This window comes from Cypionkella sp. PAMC25878, from assembly GCF_058135695.1.
In genome coordinates this window covers 3,420,330-3,438,929 of sequence record NZ_CM176871.1, presented here as the reverse complement: position 1 = coordinate 3,438,929, position 18,600 = coordinate 3,420,330, and the positions used below count along the sequence as shown (strand labels likewise).

Below are 18,600 nucleotides of genomic sequence, written 5' to 3'. Positions count from 1 at the left end.
CATAATCCGAAGGGGAAAGCCTCCACGCTGCCGATCACCGGGGCCATGGCTTTCCTGCCAGAGAAGGAACGCGATATGACTGATACTCTCGCCACGAGCTACCCGGTTCTGCCGCTGCGCGACATCGTGGTTTTCCCGCATATGATCGTGCCGCTGTTTGTGGGTCGCGAAAAATCGGTGCGGGCGCTGGAAGAGGTGATGGCGGATGACAAGCAGATTTTGCTGTCGTCGCAGATTGATCCTTCCGTCGATGACCCGGCGACCGATGGCATTTACCAGATTGGCGTGCTCGCCAATGTGCTGCAACTGTTGAAGCTGCCCGATGGCACCGTGAAGGTGCTGGTTGAGGGTAAGGCGCGGGTGAAGATCACCGAATTCGTTGAAAATCCTAGCTTCTTTGAAGCGCGGGCGACGCGTTTGGTTGAACTGCCTGGCGATAAGCAAGCCGCCGAAGCGATGGTGCGGATGGTTGCCGAGGAATTTGAGCGCTACGCCAAGATCAAGAAGAATATTCCTGAGGAGGCTTTGTCTGCTGTCTCGGAAACCCGCGAGCCTGCGCGGTTGGCGGATTTGGTTGCCGGGCATTTGGGCGTTGATGTTGGTCTGAAGCAGGATCTGCTGGAGACCTTGGATGTGGCCGAGCGGCTGGAGAAGGTCTACGGCCAGATGCAGGGCGAAATGTCGGTCTTGCAGGTTGAGAAGAAGATCAAAACCCGGGTGAAAAGCCAGATGGAGCGCACCCAGCGCGAGTATTATCTGAATGAGCAGATGAAGGCCATTCAGAAGGAACTCGGCGATGGCGAGGATGGCCAGAATGAAATGGCCGAACTTGAGGCGCGGATCAAGGCCACCAAATTCTCAAAAGAAGCCCGTGACAAGGCCGAGGCCGAGCTGAAAAAGCTGAAGAATATGTCGCCGATGTCTGCAGAAGCGACCGTTGTGCGCAACTATCTCGATTGGCTTTTGGCTGTGCCGTGGGGGGTGTCTTCCCGCGTTAAGAAAGACTTGGCTGCTGCACAAAAGGTGCTGGATGCTGATCACTATGGCTTGGAAAAGGTCAAGGAACGCATCGTTGAATATCTGGCGGTGCAGGCGCGCTCGACCAAGCTGAAAGGGCCGATCCTGTGCCTTGTTGGCCCTCCGGGTGTGGGTAAGACCTCGCTGGGGCGGTCGGTGGCGAAGGCGACGGGGCGTGAGTTCATCCGGATTTCTTTGGGTGGCGTGCGTGACGAGTCGGAAATTCGTGGCCATCGGCGGACCTATATCGGCTCTATGCCCGGTAAGATCATTCAGGCGCTGAAGAAGGCGAAAACCACCAACCCATTGATTCTGTTGGATGAGATCGACAAGATGGGGCAGGATTTCCGCGGGGATCCGGCGTCGGCGATGTTGGAGGTTCTGGACCCGGAACAAAACTCGACGTTTGTGGACCACTATATGGAGGTTGAATACGACCTGTCGAACGTGATGTTCATCACCACGGCGAACTCGTACAACATGCCGGGGCCGTTGTTGGACCGGATGGAGATCATTCCGCTGTCGGGCTACACCGAAGATGAAAAGCGCGAGATCGCCAAGGGCCATTTGGTGGCGAAGCAGATCGCTGGGCACGCTTTGAAGAAGGGCGAGTTCAGCATCACCGATGGCGCTTTGACCGAGATCATCCGCACTTACACCCGGGAAGCCGGGGTGCGGAATCTGGAGCGAGAAATCGCCAAACTGGCGCGGAAAGCCGTGACCGAGATTGTCAAGAAAACCGCGAAAACGGTCGAGGTGACGGAGGATAAGCTGGAAGGCTACCTTGGCGTGAAGCGCTATCACTATGGTCTGGCGGAACAAACCGATCAGGTTGGCGTGGTGACGGGTCTGGCCTGGACATCGGTGGGCGGCGATCTGTTGCAGATCGAAGCGTTGCGGCTGCCGGGCAAGGGCCGGATGAAGACCACCGGCAAGCTGGGCGATGTGATGAAGGAATCCATCGAAGCAGCGGCAAGCTTCGTGCGCTCGATCAGCCCCGAGTTAGGGGTGAAGCCGCCGAAGTTTGAGACGATGGACATTCACGTCCACGTCCCGGAAGGGGCGACGCCGAAAGACGGGCCCTCGGCTGGTCTGGCGATGGTGACCTCAATCGTGTCGGTGATCACCGGCATCCCGGTGCGCAAGGATATCGCGATGACCGGGGAGGTGACCCTGCGTGGCAATGCTCTGCCGATTGGCGGCTTGAAAGAAAAACTGCTGGCGGCGTTGCGCGGCGGGATCAAGACGGTGTTCATTCCGGCTGAGAATGAAAAAGACCTGATCGAGATACCGGACAATGTGAAGCAAGGCTTGCAGATCATCCCGGTCAGCAATGTGCGCGAAGTGCTGAAACAGGCCTTGGTGCGCCAGCCAGAGCCGGTGGAATGGGACGAAGCCGCTGAGGAAGCCGCAGCCGCTGCGCGGGCTTTGTCGGCGGGCAATACTCCGGCATCACTGGCTCACTAAGCGGTTCAAAAGTTAAGCAAAGGCGCGGGGGCAACCCTGCGCTTTTGTGCATTTATGCCCCGCAGGTCTTGGTTTTGCGAAGATTTGGCAGGTATTGGTTTCCCGTTAAGAAATTATCTTCTATGGTCGTTTCAAAATAAGAACCAATGGGAGAGCATAGATGCCGACGAAACCCGCAGCTGCAAAACCCAGCAAAGCTGCGCCAAAAGCCACGGCCAAAGCGGCAGTCGCTAAGCCTGCGACCGCCAGAAAGACCCCCGCAAAACCTAAGATCGCCGCAGCAGCGGCCAAGCCCCAAATTAAAGAGCAAAGCATGAACGAGGTTACCGAAATCAATGAGGCTGGCGCAAAAGTTGTGGCGATGATGAAAGTAAAAGACCTGATCGACCGGGTCGCTACGGCTTCGGATCAGAACAAGAAAGACGTGCGCGCCATTGTTGAGGCGACATTGGCCGAACTTGGCAAGGCTTTGGAAGCGGGCGAAACCCTGATCCTGCCGCCGCTGGGTCGGGTGCGGATTGCCAACCAGAAGTCGGACGCCTCTGGGCAGATCATGACGCTGAAACTGCGCCGTGGTGGCGAAAAGAAGCCCGGTAAAAATGCCGGAGAGGCACTTGCAGAGGCCAGCGAAGCCAGCTAAACACCGCGCCAACGGGAGATTAGCTCAGTGGTAGAGCGCGTCGTTCACATCGACGATGTCAGGGGTTCAAATCCCTTATCTCCCACCATCATAATTTATTGATCTTAAAGAAACCCCTTGCAAAACAAGGGGTTTTTTACGTTTTGGTGTTATAAATCACGTCGCAAAACGACCGGGCGACACAGTGGCGGGCAAGGTCAGACACATGTTGAATCGCGACGGCTGCTACTTTGCGCGCCTTGTGATTCCGAAGGACTTGCGCCCGTACATGGATGGCAAGAGCGCGTTGCGTACCGTGCCCTAGCCGCAGACTACCGCTAAGCGCTCAAACTGCTGCCCGATGCCGTTACTGCGCTACAGCACCAGATCGCCCTTGCAGAACGCCGTGGAGCCGGGCAGGGGCCGGAGTAGTGAAAGCGGCACAGCGGCAAGGCCGACAGCTCAGCGCGCCGCTTCTTTAGCAGCCGGGAACCGGGGGCTCTCGGCAAACACATCAGCCTAAAACCGCTCATCCTGGGTGGTGACGATGCCTTCAACCTCCGACGACGCCGTCGCCTCCTGGAGTGCCAACGTGTCGATAAGGCTGCCTTGGTTCGGGATCGTCTTGGCGTGACCCTTCAGGGCTGCCAGTGCGCGGGAGGCGTGGTTGAGCCCCTTCAGCACCGCCACCGTTTCCAGCATCGTAGCAGGCGGCAACATTGGCAGATTTTATGTCGACTTTAACATGTTCGCCGCGATGTGTTTGAAAGGACTGTTTGGTAGTATGAAGATCTAAAATTCCGCCCAGCGGACCCGCGCTGAACAGAATTGCATCGTCAGTTTCGCATAAAAACGCCCCGACCGTTTCCAGTCGGGGCATCGCCGCCAGCGTTTGAGTTCGCTTCACGCAGGTGTAGCTGCGATCGGTGCCTTGGTCTGGCCGCGTGAGAACAGGCGGTTGATCAGCACGAAGAACACCGGCACGAAGATGATCGCCAATGCCGTGCCAGTGATGGTGCCAAACAGCGTGGCATAGCCGATAGCCTCGCGCGCCCCGGCACCCGCGCCCGAAGACAGCACCAAGGGCACCACCCCCAGACCGAAGGCCAGCGAGGTCATCAGGATCGGACGGAAGCGCAGTCTGGCCGCCTGCGTCACCGCTTCCACCGCCGTCTCGCCAAGGCTGGCCATCCGTTCGCGGGCAAATTCCACGATCATGATGCCGTTCTTGCCAGTCAGACCCACCACGGTCAAAAGACCTATTTGGAAGTAAACCCCATTCGACTGCCCGCCAATCCACGCGCCAATCAGCGCGCCCAGCACGCCGACAGGCATCGCCAACAGCACCACGATCGGAATTGTCCAGCTTTCATAGAGGGCGGCCAAGCACAGGAACACCGCCGCAAGTGCGAGGCCATAGAGCGCCATCGCCCCGGCTCCGGCTTCTTTTTCCTCCAGCGACATGCCTGTCCACTGCAAGCTGAACCCCGGCGGCAGTTTGGTGGCAAGCGCCTCCATCGCCGTAATCGCGTCACCCGAGGTAAAGCCGGGCGCTGCGGTGCCATCAATGCCCATCGAGGGCATGGCGTTATAACGGGTCACCTGCTGCGGCCCGTACACCCATTCTTGCGTCGCGAAGGTCGAGAAATCGACGAAATCGCCATTCACGTTCTGCACCCGCCACAGCGCCAGATCTTCCGGGGTCGAGCGTGCCGCAGGTTCGCCCTGCACGAAGACCCGCTTGACGCGGCCTTGATACAGGAAATCGTTGACATAGGCGCTGGACCAGATGGTGTTCAGGAAGGTGCCGACATCTGCTGCCGTCACGCCGACGGCACCCGCTTTGGCCCAGTCGATGTTCAGGCGGAACTGCGGTGCATCTTCCACGCCACTGGGCCGCACACCCGTCAGAACCGGGCTTTGTGCGGCCATCCCCAGCAGCATGTTGCGGGCTTCGAGCAGTTCTTCATGGGTCTTGCCGCTGGTGGCTTGCAGATAGGCACTGAAGCCGTTCGATGTGCCAAGCTCTGGCACCGCGGGTGGGGCGAAGGGGATCACCATCGCCTCATTGATCCCGAAGAACAGCGGCCCAAACGCGCGCCCTGCAATGGCCGAGATTGAGGACTCGGCACTTGTGCGTTCACCCCAATCCTTCAACTTGGTGAACAAAAGCCCCATATTCTGCCCCTGCCCACCAAACGAAAATCCGCGCACAGAGAACACGGCGTCGGTGTTCGCGGCCTCGCCTTTCATGTAGTAATCTTCAACTTTGCGCAGAACCTTTTCGGTCGCCCCGGCGGTCGCCCCCGATGGAAGCTGCACAATAGTGATCAGCGCGCCTTGGTCTTCATCGGGCAGAAACGAGGTTGGCGTGCGCAAATACAACGCCGCCATAGCCACAACAATCAGAGCATAGAACACCATCATGCTGAGCGGTCGAGCTGTCGCCCCTCGGACAAGGCTGGTATAGACGCTGGTCAATCGGCCAAAATTACGCTCGAACCAGTTTGAAAAGCCGCTGCCCAGTTTCGCCAGCATCCCTTGCCGCTTTGCCCCATGCGCGTGCGGTTTCAGCATCGTGGCGCAAAGTGCAGGGGTAAAGATCAACGCCACCAGCACCGAAAGCCCCATCGCCGAGACGATTGTGACGGCGAACTGCTTATACATCTCACCCGTAGCACCGCCAAAGAACGCCATCGGCACAAACACTGCCGAGACCACCATCGCAATGCCAACCAGCGCGCCCGAGATTTCGTCCATCGACTTCTCAGTGGCCTCTTTTGGGCCCAACCCTTCTTCTTGCATGACGCGTTCGACGTTTTCGACCACCACGATGGCGTCATCCACCAGCAGACCGATGGCCAAAACCATAGCCAACATGGTCAGGGTATTGATGGTAAAACCCAAACTGGCCATGATGCCGAAGGTGCCGAGCAGAACCACTGGCACCGCTAGCGTCGGGATCAGCGTGGCGCGGAAGTTGTGCAAGAAAATCAAAATCACCAAAACCACCAGCACCATGGCTTCGATCAGTGTTTCGATCACCGCCTCGATAGACAGCAGCACGAACGGTGTGGTCTCATAGGGAACCACATAGGTCGTGCCCGCAGGAAAGCTGTGCGACAGTTCCTCGACCTTCGCTTTGACCAAATCCGCAGTCTCAATCGCATTCGCGCCAGACGCGAGCTGCACCGCCATCGCCGCCGCTGGTTTGCCGTTGTAAAAGCCCGAGATTTCGTAGGTTTCGGCGCCCAACTCGGCCCGCGCCACATCGCGCAGCAGCACAAGGCCGCCGTCCGTATCGGCGCGCAGCACGATGCGTTCAAAATCCGCGGGTGTTTTCAGCAAGGATTGCGCGGTGATGGTGGCATTCAGTTCCTGCCCCTCGGGCGCGGGCATCGCCCCAAAGCTGCCAGCAGAAATCTGCGCGTTCTGCGCCCGGATTGCAGCAATCACCGTCGCAGGCGACAGATCGTAATACTTCAGCTTCAGCGGATCGAGCCAGATCCGCATGGCATATTCCGAACCAAACACCTGCACTTTGCCGACGCCGTCCAGTCGCGACACCGGCTCGACCAAGTTTGACGCAAGATAGTCGGCAAGGTCGATGGCGTTTTGTGCGCCGCCCTCTGAGACAAGACCGACAATCATCAGAAACCCGGTTGCCGATTTCTCAACAACAACGCCCTGACGGGTGACAGTTTCGGGCAGACCGGCCTGTGCCTGCGCCAGCTTGTTTTGTACCTGCACCTGCGCAATGTCGGGATCGGTGCCGATGCGGAAGGTCAGCGTGATCGAGATTTGCCCGGTCGAGGTGGTGGACGAGTTGATATAACGCAGCCCATCCAGCCCGGTCATCTCTTTCTCGATGATCTGCACTACGGTATCGGCAGCGGTTTCCGCAGATGCACCGGGGTAACTGGCACTGATCACGATCGAAGGCCCCGCAATCGCCGGATATTGCGAGATCGGCAAACGCATCACCGACAACACGCCCACCGCCATCACGATGATCGCCAACACCCATGCAAAGATCGGGCGATTGATAAAGAAACGCGACATCGATCAGTTCCCTTCAGCGGGGGCAGCCGCCGGAGCCGCCACAGCAGCACCCTCTGGCGGCAAGATCACAACATCAGCGCCCGGCCCGGCCTTCTGAAAGCCCGAGGTCACAATCTGATCCCCCGCATTCAGCCCCGAGGTCACCACCCAGTTGCTGCCCGAGGCCCCCAGAATGGTGACAGGCCGCACGGCCACTTTGCCACCCTCTGCGCCACCATCGACGATCCAGACATTGGCACCACCACTGATATCCCGCATCACAGCGCTCTGCGGCACAAGGATCGCATTCTTTTCGACGGCTTGCGGCAGCTCGACCTCAACATAAAGTCCGGGCAACAAGTAGAAATCCGGGTTCGCGAAGCTGATCCGCAGCGTCACCATGCCAGTGGTCGGCTCCACCTGCGGCTCGGCCGCCTTCAGCTGACCCTTCTGACCATAGGTCGCGCCATTTGGCAGGATCATCGTGGCTTCGGCGCTTTTCAAAAAGTCGCGCGCCGCACCGGGACTGTTCCAGCGCAGTAGGTCGCTTGCGGATTGGGTGACATCGACAAAAATCGGGTCCAGCGTGCGGATCGTCGCCAAAGTGGCCGCTTGCTGCGCACCCACCAGTGATCCGGTATTGGCTTGCGACAACCCGATCACCCCGGTGATGGGGGCGCGGATCGTGGTGTGGTCCAGGTCAATCTCGGCACTGACTTGCTGCGCCTTGGCCGATTGCAGCGCCGCCGCCGCCGCATCGCGCGCAGCAATGGCTTTGTCACGGTTGGCGGCAGAGCCTGCATTGCTCGAAAGCAATTCTTCGGCGCGGTTTCCGTCCGACAGCGCAAGATTATAATTCGCCTGCGCTTGCGCCACAGCGGCTTTGGCCGCAGCGACGGTGGCGGCATAAAGCTCGTCTTCGATCTTATACAAAGGCTGGCCCGCTTCGACCCAAGTGCCTTCCTCGAACAGACGCTCGCGGATGAGGCCGGACACCTGCGGCCTGACCTCTGCGACGGTTGAGGCTTTGATCCGGCCCGGCAGGCGGGTGGTCAAGGTATATTCGCCGACTTTCGCGGCCAAGACACCCACGGTGGGCGGCGGCGGGGCTTGCTGGGCAAGGGCTGCAACAGGCGCCACGCAAAGCGCCAGCACGAGGAAGGATGCACGCAGAGGTGCATGTCGGATGAAGTTTTGCATGGATTGGCCTGTTCTCAGTTGAGGAGGTGTCAGGAATAGGTCGGTAAAGCGAAAGTCAGGCGGCGGGTTTGCGGAAGATCGCCATTTGCTTGCGTAGAAATCTGTTGCCAAGGTCAGACAGCGAGAAACATTTGCCCGAGCGTAACCACTCACTCAGCAAACCATTCATCGTCGCCATCAAAATTCCCGCCGTTTCTTTCGGCGTGAAATCGGCCGAGAGATTGCCTTGGTCGTGGGCGAGTCCGATCAAAGCCGAAAGCGTCAGAAACATATCGGCGTTCATTTCCTGCATCCAGGCCATGCCTTCAGCATCGGCAGAATGCGTGTTCAAGATGATAAAGAGCCGCTGCTGACGCTCGTCTTGTTCAAAACTGATCAGCACTTCTTCAGCAACTTGCTCAAGCAGACCCAGCGGATCGCTGTGGCCCTCTTGTGCCGCTTTGCGGATCAGCATCTTTTGCGGTGACTCGTTACGTTTGTGCAGGGCGCGCAGCAAGTCGATCTTGTCTTTGAAGTGCCAATAAAGCGCGCCACGGGTGACCCCGGCCCTGCGCGATATTTTCTCCAGCGTCGAGGCCGAAACCCCCTGTTCGCAGAACATCTGCTCTGCCGCATCCAGAATCGCGCTGCGAGTCTGTTCGGCGTCTTCCTTGCTTCTGCGCATACGAATCTCCGGCGGCTTTGCGTCTCTTTACAAACATTCAGGGATGTATGTAAAGAGACGCTGAAAAATCCATGACCGATACAGGGGGACCGTTCCCGATGCACCAGCCAGACATCGCGATACCACATCAAGGAGTTTCCCCCATGCCCCAGCATCCGGCTGCAATCCCAAGCACGCAAGGTCTTTCCGCATACCCGGCGCATCCATCGCGCCGCGCGCTTCTGCTGTGGTCTGGCGCTGCCCTGACATTGGCAAGCTGCACGCAGATCGCCTACGAATCGCCCAAAGCCAGTGTCGCCGCCGATTTTGAAAAGGGTGCGCCCTTCCGCAAAGACGCGGTCGCCACGCGCAACTGGTGGCTGTCTTTCCGCGACACCACCCTCAATCAACTGATCGACGCGGGCATGACCCGCAACCTGGATGTGCGCCAGGCGGTTGAGGCCATCAACGAAGCCCGCGCCACCTCGGCAGGGGTGATCGCCAACGACTTTCCGCAGATTTCCGCCCAAGGCACAGCGCAACGCGGCGATCTTCAGGGCGCGGGCGTCAACGAAACCTCGTCGGTGGCGGGCAACGTCTCTTGGGTGGCGGATGTTTTCGGGGCCAACAGCAATGCCCGCCGCTCGGCAGCCGCACAGCTCGACGCGGCCTATGCCACGGCGGATGTGGCGCGGTTAGTGATGCAAAGCGGCATTGCCAATGCCTATGTCGATCTGCGTTTTCAGCAGGCCAGCATCGCGCTGACCCACAAATCGCTGGAAAGCCGTCGCAGCAGTCTGAAGCTGACGAAAAGCCAGTTCGACGCCGGGGCGACAGACCGTCTGGCTGTGCTGCAAGCCGAGCAACTGGTCGCCGAAGGTGAAGCGCAACTGCCGGGCTATGAGACCGGCTTTGATCAGGCGCTGGCGCGGCTGGCCACGCTGACCGCCCGCAAAATTGCCGATCTGCGCCCGATCCTGCAACGCGGGGCCGCCCAGCCCCGTCCGCGGTTTTCCGCCAGTGTTGGCATCCCCGCCGATGTGATCCGTGCGCGCCCCGATCTGCGCGTGGCCGAGCGCAACTATGCCTCCACCGTGTTCGCGATCGGCGTGGCAAAAGCCGCGTTCTACCCGTCAATCTCTCTGTCCGGCAATATCACCCCAACCAATGGATCTCACGGCAGCAGTATCACCACTTGGGCCGTTGGCCCCGCAATCAACCTGCCGATCTTCACCGCAGGCGCAAACACTGCCAATCTCAACAAAGCCGAAAGCCGGGCCGTGCAGGCGCGGCTGGGCTGGGAAAGCGCCGTGCTGAACGCCATCGAGGAGGTAGAAAGCAGCCTCGCCGCCTATCGCCGCGACAACCGCAACGTTGCCGCCCAGCAACGTCTGGTCGATACCTCAGCCGAGGCGGTCGAGTTGACCCGCACCAACTTCAGCGCCGGCGGCACCGAGTTTTCCAACGTCCTGACCGCAGAGCGCAGTTATCTTACGGCACAGCAAGCGCTGGCCGCAGCCCTGCGGCAACAGGCGGCAAACTTCGTCTCGCTCAGCGCCGCCAGCGCAGGCGGAACCGGCGGTGCAGGCTAAGCGCAACGACGCCGGGGCGGCATTGGATAACCTCTATTAGATCTAGGTTCGGGACTTCAGTAACGGGGTCGTCCCAGTCAAGCGGTTTTGCGCATGCGGCATACTCCGCTGGACTGCGGTTTTGTGCTTTGAGAGCTTAGTCTGCTTCCCTTCTCGGCAGCCTTCGCCTGAGGTCGACCCGGGGGCATGCTTCGGTCCGGGTCAGCGCGATGGCCGCCAACATGATGCTGGTTCAATGCAATTCCGATGTGCCCATCTCATTGGCGTGCTCTATGTGATCGGCGTCAGTCCTGAGCACGGCATCATCGCAACCGTGTCCCGTCGGGACCTCGAAGGCCCGCGATCAGGCGGGCAGCAGTCTGGAGCTTGTGTCTTCAGCCGGCATGGATCACCGGAGTATCGAAGCGGAAGTCGATGTCATCCTTCCACATGCGGTGCAGGATCACGGCGATACGCCGCGCCAGCGCAACCATCGCGCGCTTGGCACCACGACGGCGCGCAAGTTTTGCGGCCCAGGTTCGCAGCCAGCTCGCCCGCCCACCAATCGTCGGGAAAACAGTCCACCGGACCGTTTTCTGACCCTCCTCATACATCATGACCGTGGCAGCCTGACACAGCGCGCGTCGAAGGTTGACGTCGCCCGCCTTGGTGATCCCACCCGAGATGTCTCGCTCGCCCGACTGGTTTCGCGAGGGAGTCAGGCCGACCCACGGCCCGACCCTCTTCGAGGAAGTGAACCGGTCTGGATCATCGACCGCAGATCGATAGGTCAGTGCCACAACAGCGCCGATCCCCATTGCCCGGCAGGCGATTTGCGAAGAAAATCTGCCGAGAGGGGGCATCGACATCAACCGGCGGCAGACCGGATCTTCCTGCGCGAGTTGCCGGACATGGCGTTCAAGGCCCGCCAACTCTCGCCGCAGCGGCAACCGCGCGCTGAGCATGGGTTCGGTTGCTGCTTCCAGCATCGGATTACCGGCCGCCAGCTCGCGGATACGCTGTTCGAACCGGCCTTGCGATATGGTGCCGACCTTAAGTCCGAAGTTCCGAAGCAGCCCGCGCAAAGACATTTCCAGCGTGATGAACCCCTGTTGCACGGCCTTTCGAGCAGTGAGCACCGCCCGAACCTCTTGTGCGGACACCGATTTGCAGTGAACAGGCCGGAACCAGCCGAGGTGCAGAAGACGCGCGATACCTTCGGCATCACGGCGGTCCGTCTTGATCGGCATAGCCTTAAGGGCGCCCTTCACTTGCCGGGCTTCCATGAGCACGACAGGCTGCCCAGCCTCGGACAACCCGCGATGCAACCACTGCGACAAGGGGCCAGCCTCGAGCCCGACGGCAGCGATTGCGCCGTCCTGATCGTTGATCCAACGCAACAGCGCCTCGGGTTCGCTCGCCACCTGCGCCTCCTTCACGATCTTCCCATGCTCGCTGATCACGCAGATCGCGGTCTTCTCCAGCGACACATCCAGTCCGACAAACAGCTTCATCCCGCACTCCTCCCTGTGGATCCGATACGGGAATGGCGCCAGCTTGCCCGCGATTCTGCAACGGTAACGGGCGGGTCGCGACGCAGGCCCCGTTACGGCATCTCATGGATTTGACTTTGGTTTCATGATTCAGCCTCCGCAAGGGGACCTGATCGATGAGCAACTTGTTCTGGCTGACTGAAGCGCAGATGGACCGTCTTCGGCCCTTCTCCCCCAAGAGCCACGGGCGTCCAAGGGGTGGATGATCCCGTTGCCCGGCAACGGTTTGCCTGCAAACCGTGAGAGGGGGCGGCTTCTGAGTGGCATAATCTTCATCAACCGCAATGGGTTACGCTGGTGCGATGCGCCTCGCGCATATGGGCCTGCGAAGACGCTCTACAACCGCTGGAAGCGGTGGAGCGGGATGGGGGTCTTCGCCCGGATCATGGAGGGCCTCGCGTCCGATGCGGCAGAACGCAAGACCATCATGATCGATGCGACCTATCTGAAAGCGCACCGCACGGCCTCCAGCCTGCGCGTGAAAAATGGGGGCGCGGACGGGCCATCGGGCGCACGAAAGGCGGCCTGAACACCAAGCTCCATGCCATCGCCGACGCCAAGGGACGGCCGCTGAAGTTCTTCATGACGGCAGGCCCCCTCTCGGCGATGCATGCATCGCCTGCCGGGCAGCGGGTCAGCTATTACACAGGTGCTGCGGCCCTTCTGGGCGGTTTGCCAAAGGCGGAGTGGCTTCTGGCCGACCGGGGGTATGACGCCGATTGGTATCGAGAAGCATTGAAAGACAAGGGGATACGGGTTTGCATCTCAGGCAGGAAGAGCCGCAGGAAGAAAGTCCGCTTCGACCGCCGCCGCTACAAACGACGTGACCTGCTCCCCGGAAACGCCCTCATTTTAATGTAGAGTCTGGCCAACCCTGAAGGAGCAGACGAATGCGAAAGAGCCGTTTCACCGAGACCAGATTATTGGGATGATCAAAGAGCAGGAAGCCGGGCTGACTGTGGCAGAGGTCTGCCGCAAGCGCGGCATCAGCCCCGCGAGTTTTTACAAGCTGAAGGCCAAATATGGCGGGACGGACGTGTCTGATGGCCGACGCCTTAAGCAGCTTGAGGACGAGAACGCAAAGCTCAAGCGGCTTGTGGCGGACACGATGCTGGACGTTGTCGTGCTGCAAGACCTGCTGGGAAAGCGCTGACGACACCTGCCCAGCGGCGCGAAGCGGCGATCAAGGCGCTGCGGGACCACAAAATCTCGCAGCGTCGGGTCTGCGACCTGGTTGGTGTCGATCCCAAGACCGTGCGGTGCGCCCGTCCGCCTGATCATGCGGATGCGTGCGTCTTTGCGGTCAGCACTTCGCCTTGAGCGCCTACATGATGGCTTCGGCCCGCTGATCACCAAACTCGATCAATTCGGCACCGCCACCATCCGCGCCATGATCATCATCGCCACAACCGATCACAGCGCCGCAGAGCGCTTTCTCGCCTCGATCAGCACAGAACCCCTGCACACCTAACAGCCTATCGCTTCGTCTTCTGCATCCTGAATGGGGGGTTGGCGGGTTATGACGATGTGGTTCGCCATCGCTGCAATAATCGCCGTTGCATCAATCCAGACCATCTTGAGATTGGCTCTAGGGGGGAGAACCTTCAGGATGAACGGGACTTTGCGGCAAACTGGGTGGATTTCGGTCTGCTCTGATTACCGTTCCACTGGCCCCGCCGACGCCAAACCCCGTCACCCATTCCACCCGCACTGGGGCATCGCTTGGGGCAGTTCCGCCAACAACTGCCCCATGGACTGCTTGAATTGCAGTGAAGCACTCCGGTCAGGGTAGTTCTGTCTCGCCCGCCAATCTTACCCGCTCGATCTCTGACAGTGCTGCTGCATAGGCTTTGTCCGCTGCCGTTTCTGCCACCTTGATGCCCCTGCTTGCTCGGGTTCAACATGTGGGGCGGCGGCGGGTGGGTCAAGCCAACATTCGGGCATTTTCCTCCTTGACGCCCCCCGGCGCATCCCTTAGCAAGCGGGCAATCGCGCGGTGGTAGCTCAGTTGGTTAGAGTACCGGCCTGTCACGCCGGGGGTCGCGGGTTCGAGCCCCGTCCACCGCGCCATTTCAAAAATTTCCACAGAAATTTCAGCCTGTATATGTGCTTGCAGCGTTTACCTGCTGCATTGGTTTGAGCGGGGGGGTTGCACCCCCGCACCCCGCAGAATATTTAAGCCAGTATGAAAGCAAATTTTAGCTAAGTTTGAGCCAAGTGATCTACAGTTTCAGGCGATAGCGCACATGGCCGTCGCTGGGGGTGATGCTGTCATAGAGGCGGCGGGCGGTCGCGTTGCCCTCATCGGTGTGCCAGTAGAGGCGCTGCCAGCCGTTGGCTTTGGCGAGGGCTGCGAGGTCTTTGATCAGCGCGCGGCCGACGCCTTTGCCGCGCGCATCTGGGCTGACGAACAGATCTTCCAGATAGCAATCTTCGCCGATCACCCAAGTCGAGGGGTGGTGGAGGTGGACGGCAAAGCCCAAAACCGTGTCGTCTTCCACGGCCAAACGGATTCGCATCGGGCTGGCCGGGTCATGCGCGCGGGCCCAAGTGTTGGCGGTGACTTCGGGGGCGAGATCGACCTTGTAATAGGCCAGATACTGCGCCCAAAGCCCGCGCCATGCGGTCTCGTCCTCCGGGGTGGTATTGCGGATTTGAACAGTCATTTCAGGGCCTTCCGGTTGGGCGATCACGGGGGAATCTCGCAGTTTTCACAGGGTTTCACAAGGCGGTGCCCCCGGATTTCCTTTTGATTTTGCGGGTGTATAACCCTCGTTGAAGCCGGGATCTGCCGGACGGAATAGCTTCCGCCGACGCGACAGACCGAGACGGTTTCGACACAAGGCCGAAGGGGTGCGCCCCCGGTCCAAAATTCGGAGTTACGCAGATGCGTGCTTACATGCTTCCCGCAGCGATCATTTTGTCCATTGGTTCGGCCTCATTGGCGATGGCCGCTGGCACCACCACGGATGGGGTGATCAAATCGCTGGATATGAAAACCAACACCATCACGCTGGCGGATGGCACGGCCTATATGCTGCCGAAAGGCTTCAAGGATCCGGGGCTGAAGGTGGGCGAAAAGGTCGCGGTGGTCTGGGATCTGAAGGGCAAGATCCACGAGGCATCGGCGGTGAGTATCGTTAAAAGCTGAGACTGGCCGCAGGGCTGGGGGAACGGGGGCCAGCTGGCCCCCGTTTTTTTATGTGAGTTTCGCGAGGATGCGCGCCCAAGAGCGGATGCCTTTGTGGAAACATTCGAGATCGTATTTCTCGTTCGGGGAGTGGATCTGGTCGTTGTCACGGCCAAAGCCGATCAGCATCGCGTCCATACCCAGATAGGTTTTGAAATAGCCCGCGATGGGGATCGAGCCGCCGCAGCCGATATAGGCCGCGGGCTTGCCCCATTCTTGGCCCAAAGCCAACCGTGCAGCTTCGAAAGCCGGATCCTCAATCGACATCACACTGGCCCCGCCCGCACCGTGGCCTTTCCATTCAACACGGCAATCCGCGGGCAGTTGCGCCTCGACCCAAGTGCGGAAACTCTTGCGGATCGCATCGGCATCTTGATCGCCCACTAGACGGAACGAGACTTTCGCATGGGCCTGCGCGGGCAGCACGGTTTTGAAGCCGTCACCGGTATAGCCGCCCCACATGCCGTTGATTTCCGCTGTGGGGCGCGACCACAGCATTTCCAGCGGCGTGCGGTCTTGTTCGCCGATGGGAATCGACAGGCCAACGTCGCCGAGGAATTTCGCGTGATCGAAGGCGAGGGATTGCCATTGCGCGCGGATGTTGTCGGGCAGTTCGGTGACGCCATCGTAGAAGTTCGGGATGACAATGCGCCCGGTGGCGTCGGTCATATTGCCAAGGATTTTCGACAGAATTTTGATCGGGTTTGCCGCAGCCCCACCGTAAGAGCCGGAATGGAGGTCTTTGTTGGCGGCGTGGATGGTGAGTTCTTCGCCCAACAACCCGCGCAGCATGGTGGTGATGGCGGGGGTGTTGTCGTCAAACAACCCGGTGTCGCAGATCAGCGCGATGTCGGCTTTCAGCTCGGCGGCGTTTTCCTGCATGAACGGGATCAGGCTAGGCGAGCCCGATTCTTCCTCGCCCTCAAGAAAGATCGTCAGCTTGCCGGGCAGGGTGCCGTGGATGGCTTTCCAGGCGCGGCAGGCTTCCAGAAAGGTCATCAACTGGCCTTTGTCGTCGGACGCGCCGCGAGCGCGGATCACTTTTCCGGCAGCAGTGTCCTGGATTTCAGGATCGAACGGGTTACGGTCCCATAGGTTCAGCGGATCGACGGGCTGCACGTCGTAATGGCCGTAAAACAGCAGGTGTTTGTCGCCTTTGCCGCCGTGTGCCACCACCATCGGATGGCCGGGGGTGGGGCGGGAGGCTGCTTCAAAGCCCAAAGATTTCAGATATTCGACCAGCCAGTCGGCGGCTTTGGCGCATTCGGCCTTGTAGGCAGGGTCGGTCGAAATCGACGGGATGCGCAAAAGCTCTAGCAGGCGGTCCAGCGCCTCTGGCAGATCGGTGTCGATGCGGGACAGGACGGCATCCAAGCTCATCGGGCTCTCCTTGATATATCGGCGATTATTGGCGAGGCGGAGCCTAACAGGACGGGGGGGACTGTCCAGTGGCGGCGGGCTGCGCTAGAAAGCCTGAAATTCAGGCAGCCGGAGACGTGGCATGATGAAATATTTAGGGGTTGGCGTAGCATTGGCGCTCGGGTTGGCGACAGCGGGTGCCGCGGAAGCGGTCAAGACAGAAACGGGCGTTTTGGGCAGTTCCAGCATCACCCTGCATCTGCAACCGTTTCTGACCGAGGCAGAGGTGAGCACGTTGCGGGTGGTGATGACCAACCCGGATGCGCTGGCGATTTTCGTGCCCGACAGCAGCAAAGGTTTTGCCGCGCTGGCCGTCTCGCCGGATGACGGGTTCCTGCCTGCGGGTGCGCCAGCGGCTTCCGCGCAGGCAATCGGCGGTTTGCCGGATGCCGCGTCGGCGGCAAAAGATGCGCTGGCGGCCTGTGATAAATTGCGTAAGGGTGAGGCCGCTTGCGTGCTGGTGCTGGAGATTGCACCGAAGGGCTGACCCGATGGCGTGGCAAAATGCCGTCTTTCGCCCGAGGCTGGTTTGACGCACATCAAGGTATCTTGTGGCCATATGTTTTAGCAGGGCTGCAAGATGATGGAGAAGATGATGAATTACGAAGCCGCCCTTGATACCGCGATTGGCCGTTTGCATGACGAGGGCCGCTATCGCACGTTCATCGACATCGAGCGCCGCAAGGGCGCTTATCCGCATGCGATCTGGCGCAAGCCGGACGGGACCGAGGCCGATATCACGGTGTGGTGCGGCAATGATTATCTCGGCATGGGGCAGCATCCGGTGGTTTTGGCCGCGATGCACGAGGCTTTGGATGCGACCGGGGCAGGCTCGGGTGGCACACGGAACATCTCGGGCACCACGGTCTATCACAACCAGCTAGAGGCGGAGCTGGCTGATCTACATGGCAAGGAAGCGGCCTTGGTGTTCACCAGCGCTTATATTGCCAATGACGCCACGCTTTCGACTTTGCCCAAGCTGTTCCCCGGCCTGATCATCTATTCTGATGCGCTGAACCATGCCTCGATGATCGAAGGTGTGCGGCGCAATGGCGGCGCGAAACGGGTGTTCCGGCATAATGATGTGGCACATTTGCGCGAGCTTTTGGCGGCGGATGATCCCAGCATCCCGAAGCTGATCGCGTTTGAATCGATCTATTCGATGGATGGCGATTTTGGCCCGATCAAGGCGATCTGCGATCTGGCGGATGAGTTCGGGGCACTCACCTATATCGACGAGGTTCACGCCGTTGGTATGTACGGTCCGCGTGGGGCAGGAGTGGCGGAGCGCGACGGTTTGATGGGTCGGATCGACATCATCAACGGCACGTTGGCCAAGGCTTATGGGGTGTTTGGCGGATATATTGCTGCAACTGCGAAGATGGTTGATGCGGTGCGCAGCTACGCGCCGGGGTTCATCTTTACCACGTCTTTGCCGCCTGCGGTGGCGGCGGGGGCTGCGGCCTCGGTACGGTATCTCAAAACGGCGCAACACCTGCGCGATGCGCAGCAAACCAATGCCAGCATTCTCAAGCTGCGGTTGCGCGGGCTGGGCCTGCCGATCATCGACAATGGCACGCATATTGTGCCTGTTCATGTTGGCAACCCCATCCATTGCAAGATGCTGTCCGACATGCTGCTGGAGCAGTTTTGCATTTACGTGCAGCCGATCAACTTCCCGACGGTGCCGCGCGGCACCGAACGGCTGCGGTTTACGCCGTCTCCGGTGCATGATTCGCGGGCGATTGACGCAGTTGTGATGGCGATGGACTCGCTTTGGGGGCAGTGTGCGCTGAATCGTGCCGAAGCTGTGGCGTAAATGTCTTTCTGCACATGCAGAATCGCTTGCCCCGTGCTAGGTTTTGCCCAATAGACAAAAT

General features: G+C 59.8%; 15 protein-coding genes, 2 tRNA genes and 2 pseudogenes. 12 read left to right on the top strand and 7 right to left on the bottom strand.

The window, feature by feature from the left end; genetic code table 11:
* Positions 1–75: 75 nt before the first annotated feature.
* The 3 genes from lon (at position 76) to ACS5RD_RS16790 (ending at position 3,212) form a co-directional block, all read left to right on the top strand.
* A complete protein-coding gene (gene lon / locus ACS5RD_RS16800; RefSeq protein ID WP_489931400.1) occupies positions 76–2,484 on the top strand; it encodes an endopeptidase La in 2,409 nt (802 codons plus the stop codon).
* A 313-nt stretch (positions 2,485–2,797) separates the two neighbouring features.
* Positions 2,798–3,124 (top strand): HU family DNA-binding protein, encoded by a 327-nt coding sequence (locus ACS5RD_RS16795; RefSeq protein ID WP_489928344.1) that lies wholly within the window; start codon positions 2,798–2,800, stop codon positions 3,122–3,124.
* Between the two features lie 13 nt (positions 3,125–3,137).
* Positions 3,138–3,212: transfer RNA gene (locus ACS5RD_RS16790), tRNA-Val, on the top strand.
* A 410-nt stretch (positions 3,213–3,622) separates the two neighbouring features.
* On the opposite strand, the gene ACS5RD_RS16785 is transcribed toward ACS5RD_RS16790, so the two are convergent.
* The 4 genes from ACS5RD_RS16785 to ACS5RD_RS16770 form a co-directional block, all read right to left on the bottom strand.
* A complete protein-coding gene (locus ACS5RD_RS16785; protein ID WP_489928343.1) occupies positions 3,623–3,823 on the bottom strand; it encodes a Fic/DOC family N-terminal domain-containing protein in 201 nt (66 codons plus the stop codon).
* A 183-nt stretch (positions 3,824–4,006) separates the two neighbouring features.
* Positions 4,007–7,165 carry an efflux RND transporter permease subunit gene (locus ACS5RD_RS16780; RefSeq protein WP_489928342.1) on the bottom strand — a complete coding sequence of 1,053 codons (3,159 nt, stop codon included), beginning with the start codon at positions 7,163–7,165 and terminating at the stop codon, positions 4,007–4,009.
* A 3-nt stretch (positions 7,166–7,168) separates the two neighbouring features.
* Positions 7,169–8,344, bottom strand: coding sequence for an efflux RND transporter periplasmic adaptor subunit (locus tag ACS5RD_RS16775; protein WP_489928341.1), 1,176 nt, complete (start codon positions 8,342–8,344; stop codon positions 7,169–7,171).
* Between the two features lie 55 nt (positions 8,345–8,399).
* A complete protein-coding gene (locus ACS5RD_RS16770) occupies positions 8,400–9,008 on the bottom strand; it encodes a TetR family transcriptional regulator (protein ID WP_489928340.1) in 609 nt (202 codons plus the stop codon).
* Positions 9,009–9,151: 143 nt separating this feature from the next.
* On the opposite strand from ACS5RD_RS16770, the gene ACS5RD_RS16765 reads away from it, so the two are divergent.
* Entirely contained in the window at positions 9,152–10,579 is a 1,428-nt protein-coding gene (locus ACS5RD_RS16765; RefSeq protein ID WP_489928339.1) for an efflux transporter outer membrane subunit, read from the top strand.
* Positions 10,580–10,953: 374 nt separating this feature from the next.
* On the opposite strand, the gene ACS5RD_RS16760 is transcribed toward ACS5RD_RS16765, so the two are convergent.
* Positions 10,954–12,072, bottom strand: a complete 1,119-nt coding sequence (locus tag ACS5RD_RS16760; protein ID WP_489928338.1) for an IS110 family RNA-guided transposase — start codon at positions 12,070–12,072, stop codon at positions 10,954–10,956.
* Between the two features lie 155 nt (positions 12,073–12,227).
* Here ACS5RD_RS16760 and ACS5RD_RS16755 point away from each other — a divergent pair.
* From ACS5RD_RS16755 to ACS5RD_RS16735, 5 genes and pseudogenes are all read left to right on the top strand, one after another.
* A pseudogene (locus tag ACS5RD_RS16755) lies at positions 12,228–12,939 on the top strand (IS5 family transposase); the annotation flags it as partial.
* Between the two features lie 62 nt (positions 12,940–13,001).
* Positions 13,002–13,398: pseudogene (locus tag ACS5RD_RS16750) on the top strand (transposase); the annotation flags it as partial.
* A gap of 10 nt (positions 13,399–13,408) precedes the next feature.
* Positions 13,409–13,582 carry a hypothetical protein gene (locus tag ACS5RD_RS16745; RefSeq protein WP_489928337.1) on the top strand — a complete coding sequence of 58 codons (174 nt, stop codon included), beginning with the start codon at positions 13,409–13,411 and terminating at the stop codon, positions 13,580–13,582.
* Between the two features lie 56 nt (positions 13,583–13,638).
* The gene (locus ACS5RD_RS16740; RefSeq protein WP_489931399.1) at positions 13,639–13,767 is read left to right on the top strand and encodes an HNH endonuclease; all 129 of its coding nucleotides are present in this window, start codon (positions 13,639–13,641) and stop codon (positions 13,765–13,767) included.
* Between the two features lie 337 nt (positions 13,768–14,104).
* A tRNA-Asp gene (locus ACS5RD_RS16735) sits at positions 14,105–14,181 on the top strand.
* A 152-nt stretch (positions 14,182–14,333) separates the two neighbouring features.
* Here ACS5RD_RS16735 and ACS5RD_RS16730 read toward each other — a convergent pair.
* Entirely contained in the window at positions 14,334–14,777 is a 444-nt protein-coding gene (locus ACS5RD_RS16730) for a GNAT family N-acetyltransferase (protein ID WP_489928336.1), read from the bottom strand.
* Positions 14,778–14,998: 221 nt separating this feature from the next.
* Between ACS5RD_RS16730 and ACS5RD_RS16725 the strand changes: the two genes are divergently transcribed.
* Complete coding sequence (locus tag ACS5RD_RS16725; RefSeq protein ID WP_054009053.1) at positions 14,999–15,262, top strand: DUF1344 domain-containing protein; 264 nt, start codon at positions 14,999–15,001, stop codon at positions 15,260–15,262.
* Positions 15,263–15,310: 48 nt separating this feature from the next.
* Here ACS5RD_RS16725 and ACS5RD_RS16720 read toward each other — a convergent pair whose 3' ends face one another.
* Complete coding sequence (locus tag ACS5RD_RS16720; RefSeq protein ID WP_489928335.1) at positions 15,311–16,681, bottom strand: M20/M25/M40 family metallo-hydrolase; 1,371 nt, start codon at positions 16,679–16,681, stop codon at positions 15,311–15,313.
* 121 nt (positions 16,682–16,802) lie between these two features.
* Here ACS5RD_RS16720 and ACS5RD_RS16715 point away from each other — a divergent pair, with 121 nt between their 5' ends.
* Both ACS5RD_RS16715 and hemA read left to right on the top strand, forming a co-directional pair.
* Positions 16,803–17,207 carry a hypothetical protein gene (locus ACS5RD_RS16715; protein WP_054009055.1) on the top strand — a complete coding sequence of 135 codons (405 nt, stop codon included), beginning with the start codon at positions 16,803–16,805 and terminating at the stop codon, positions 17,205–17,207.
* Positions 17,208–17,315: 108 nt separating this feature from the next.
* On the top strand, positions 17,316–18,539 hold the full coding sequence (hemA, locus tag ACS5RD_RS16710) for a 5-aminolevulinate synthase (RefSeq protein WP_489931398.1): 1,224 nt from the start codon (positions 17,316–17,318) through the stop codon (positions 18,537–18,539).
* Positions 18,540–18,600 lie beyond the last annotated feature (61 nt).

Excerpts from the sequence above, each read along its gene's own strand:
- ACS5RD_RS16775 (WP_489928341.1), bottom strand. The coding sequence starts at position 8,344 with ATGCAAAACTTCATCCGACATGCACCTCTGCGTGCATCCTTCCTCGTG.
- hemA (WP_489931398.1), top strand. The coding sequence starts at position 17,316 with ATGAATTACGAAGCCGCCCTTGATACCGCGATTGGCCGTTTGCATGAC.
- ACS5RD_RS16765 (WP_489928339.1), top strand. The coding sequence starts at position 9,152 with ATGCCCCAGCATCCGGCTGCAATCCCAAGCACGCAAGGTCTTTCCGCA.
- ACS5RD_RS16720 (WP_489928335.1), bottom strand. The coding sequence starts at position 16,681 with ATGAGCTTGGATGCCGTCCTGTCCCGCATCGACACCGATCTGCCAGAG.
- ACS5RD_RS16715 (WP_054009055.1), top strand. The coding sequence starts at position 16,803 with ATGATGAAATATTTAGGGGTTGGCGTAGCATTGGCGCTCGGGTTGGCG.
- ACS5RD_RS16770 (WP_489928340.1), bottom strand. The coding sequence starts at position 9,008 with ATGCGCAGAAGCAAGGAAGACGCCGAACAGACTCGCAGCGCGATTCTG.
- ACS5RD_RS16725 (WP_054009053.1), top strand. The coding sequence starts at position 14,999 with ATGCGTGCTTACATGCTTCCCGCAGCGATCATTTTGTCCATTGGTTCG.
- ACS5RD_RS16785 (WP_489928343.1), bottom strand. The coding sequence starts at position 3,823 with ATGTTGCCGCCTGCTACGATGCTGGAAACGGTGGCGGTGCTGAAGGGG.
- ACS5RD_RS16795 (WP_489928344.1), top strand. The coding sequence starts at position 2,798 with ATGAACGAGGTTACCGAAATCAATGAGGCTGGCGCAAAAGTTGTGGCG.
- ACS5RD_RS16760 (WP_489928338.1), bottom strand. The coding sequence starts at position 12,072 with ATGAAGCTGTTTGTCGGACTGGATGTGTCGCTGGAGAAGACCGCGATC.
- lon (WP_489931400.1), top strand. The coding sequence starts at position 76 with ATGACTGATACTCTCGCCACGAGCTACCCGGTTCTGCCGCTGCGCGAC.
- ACS5RD_RS16730 (WP_489928336.1), bottom strand. The coding sequence starts at position 14,777 with ATGACTGTTCAAATCCGCAATACCACCCCGGAGGACGAGACCGCATGG.
- ACS5RD_RS16780 (WP_489928342.1), bottom strand. The coding sequence starts at position 7,165 with ATGTCGCGTTTCTTTATCAATCGCCCGATCTTTGCATGGGTGTTGGCG.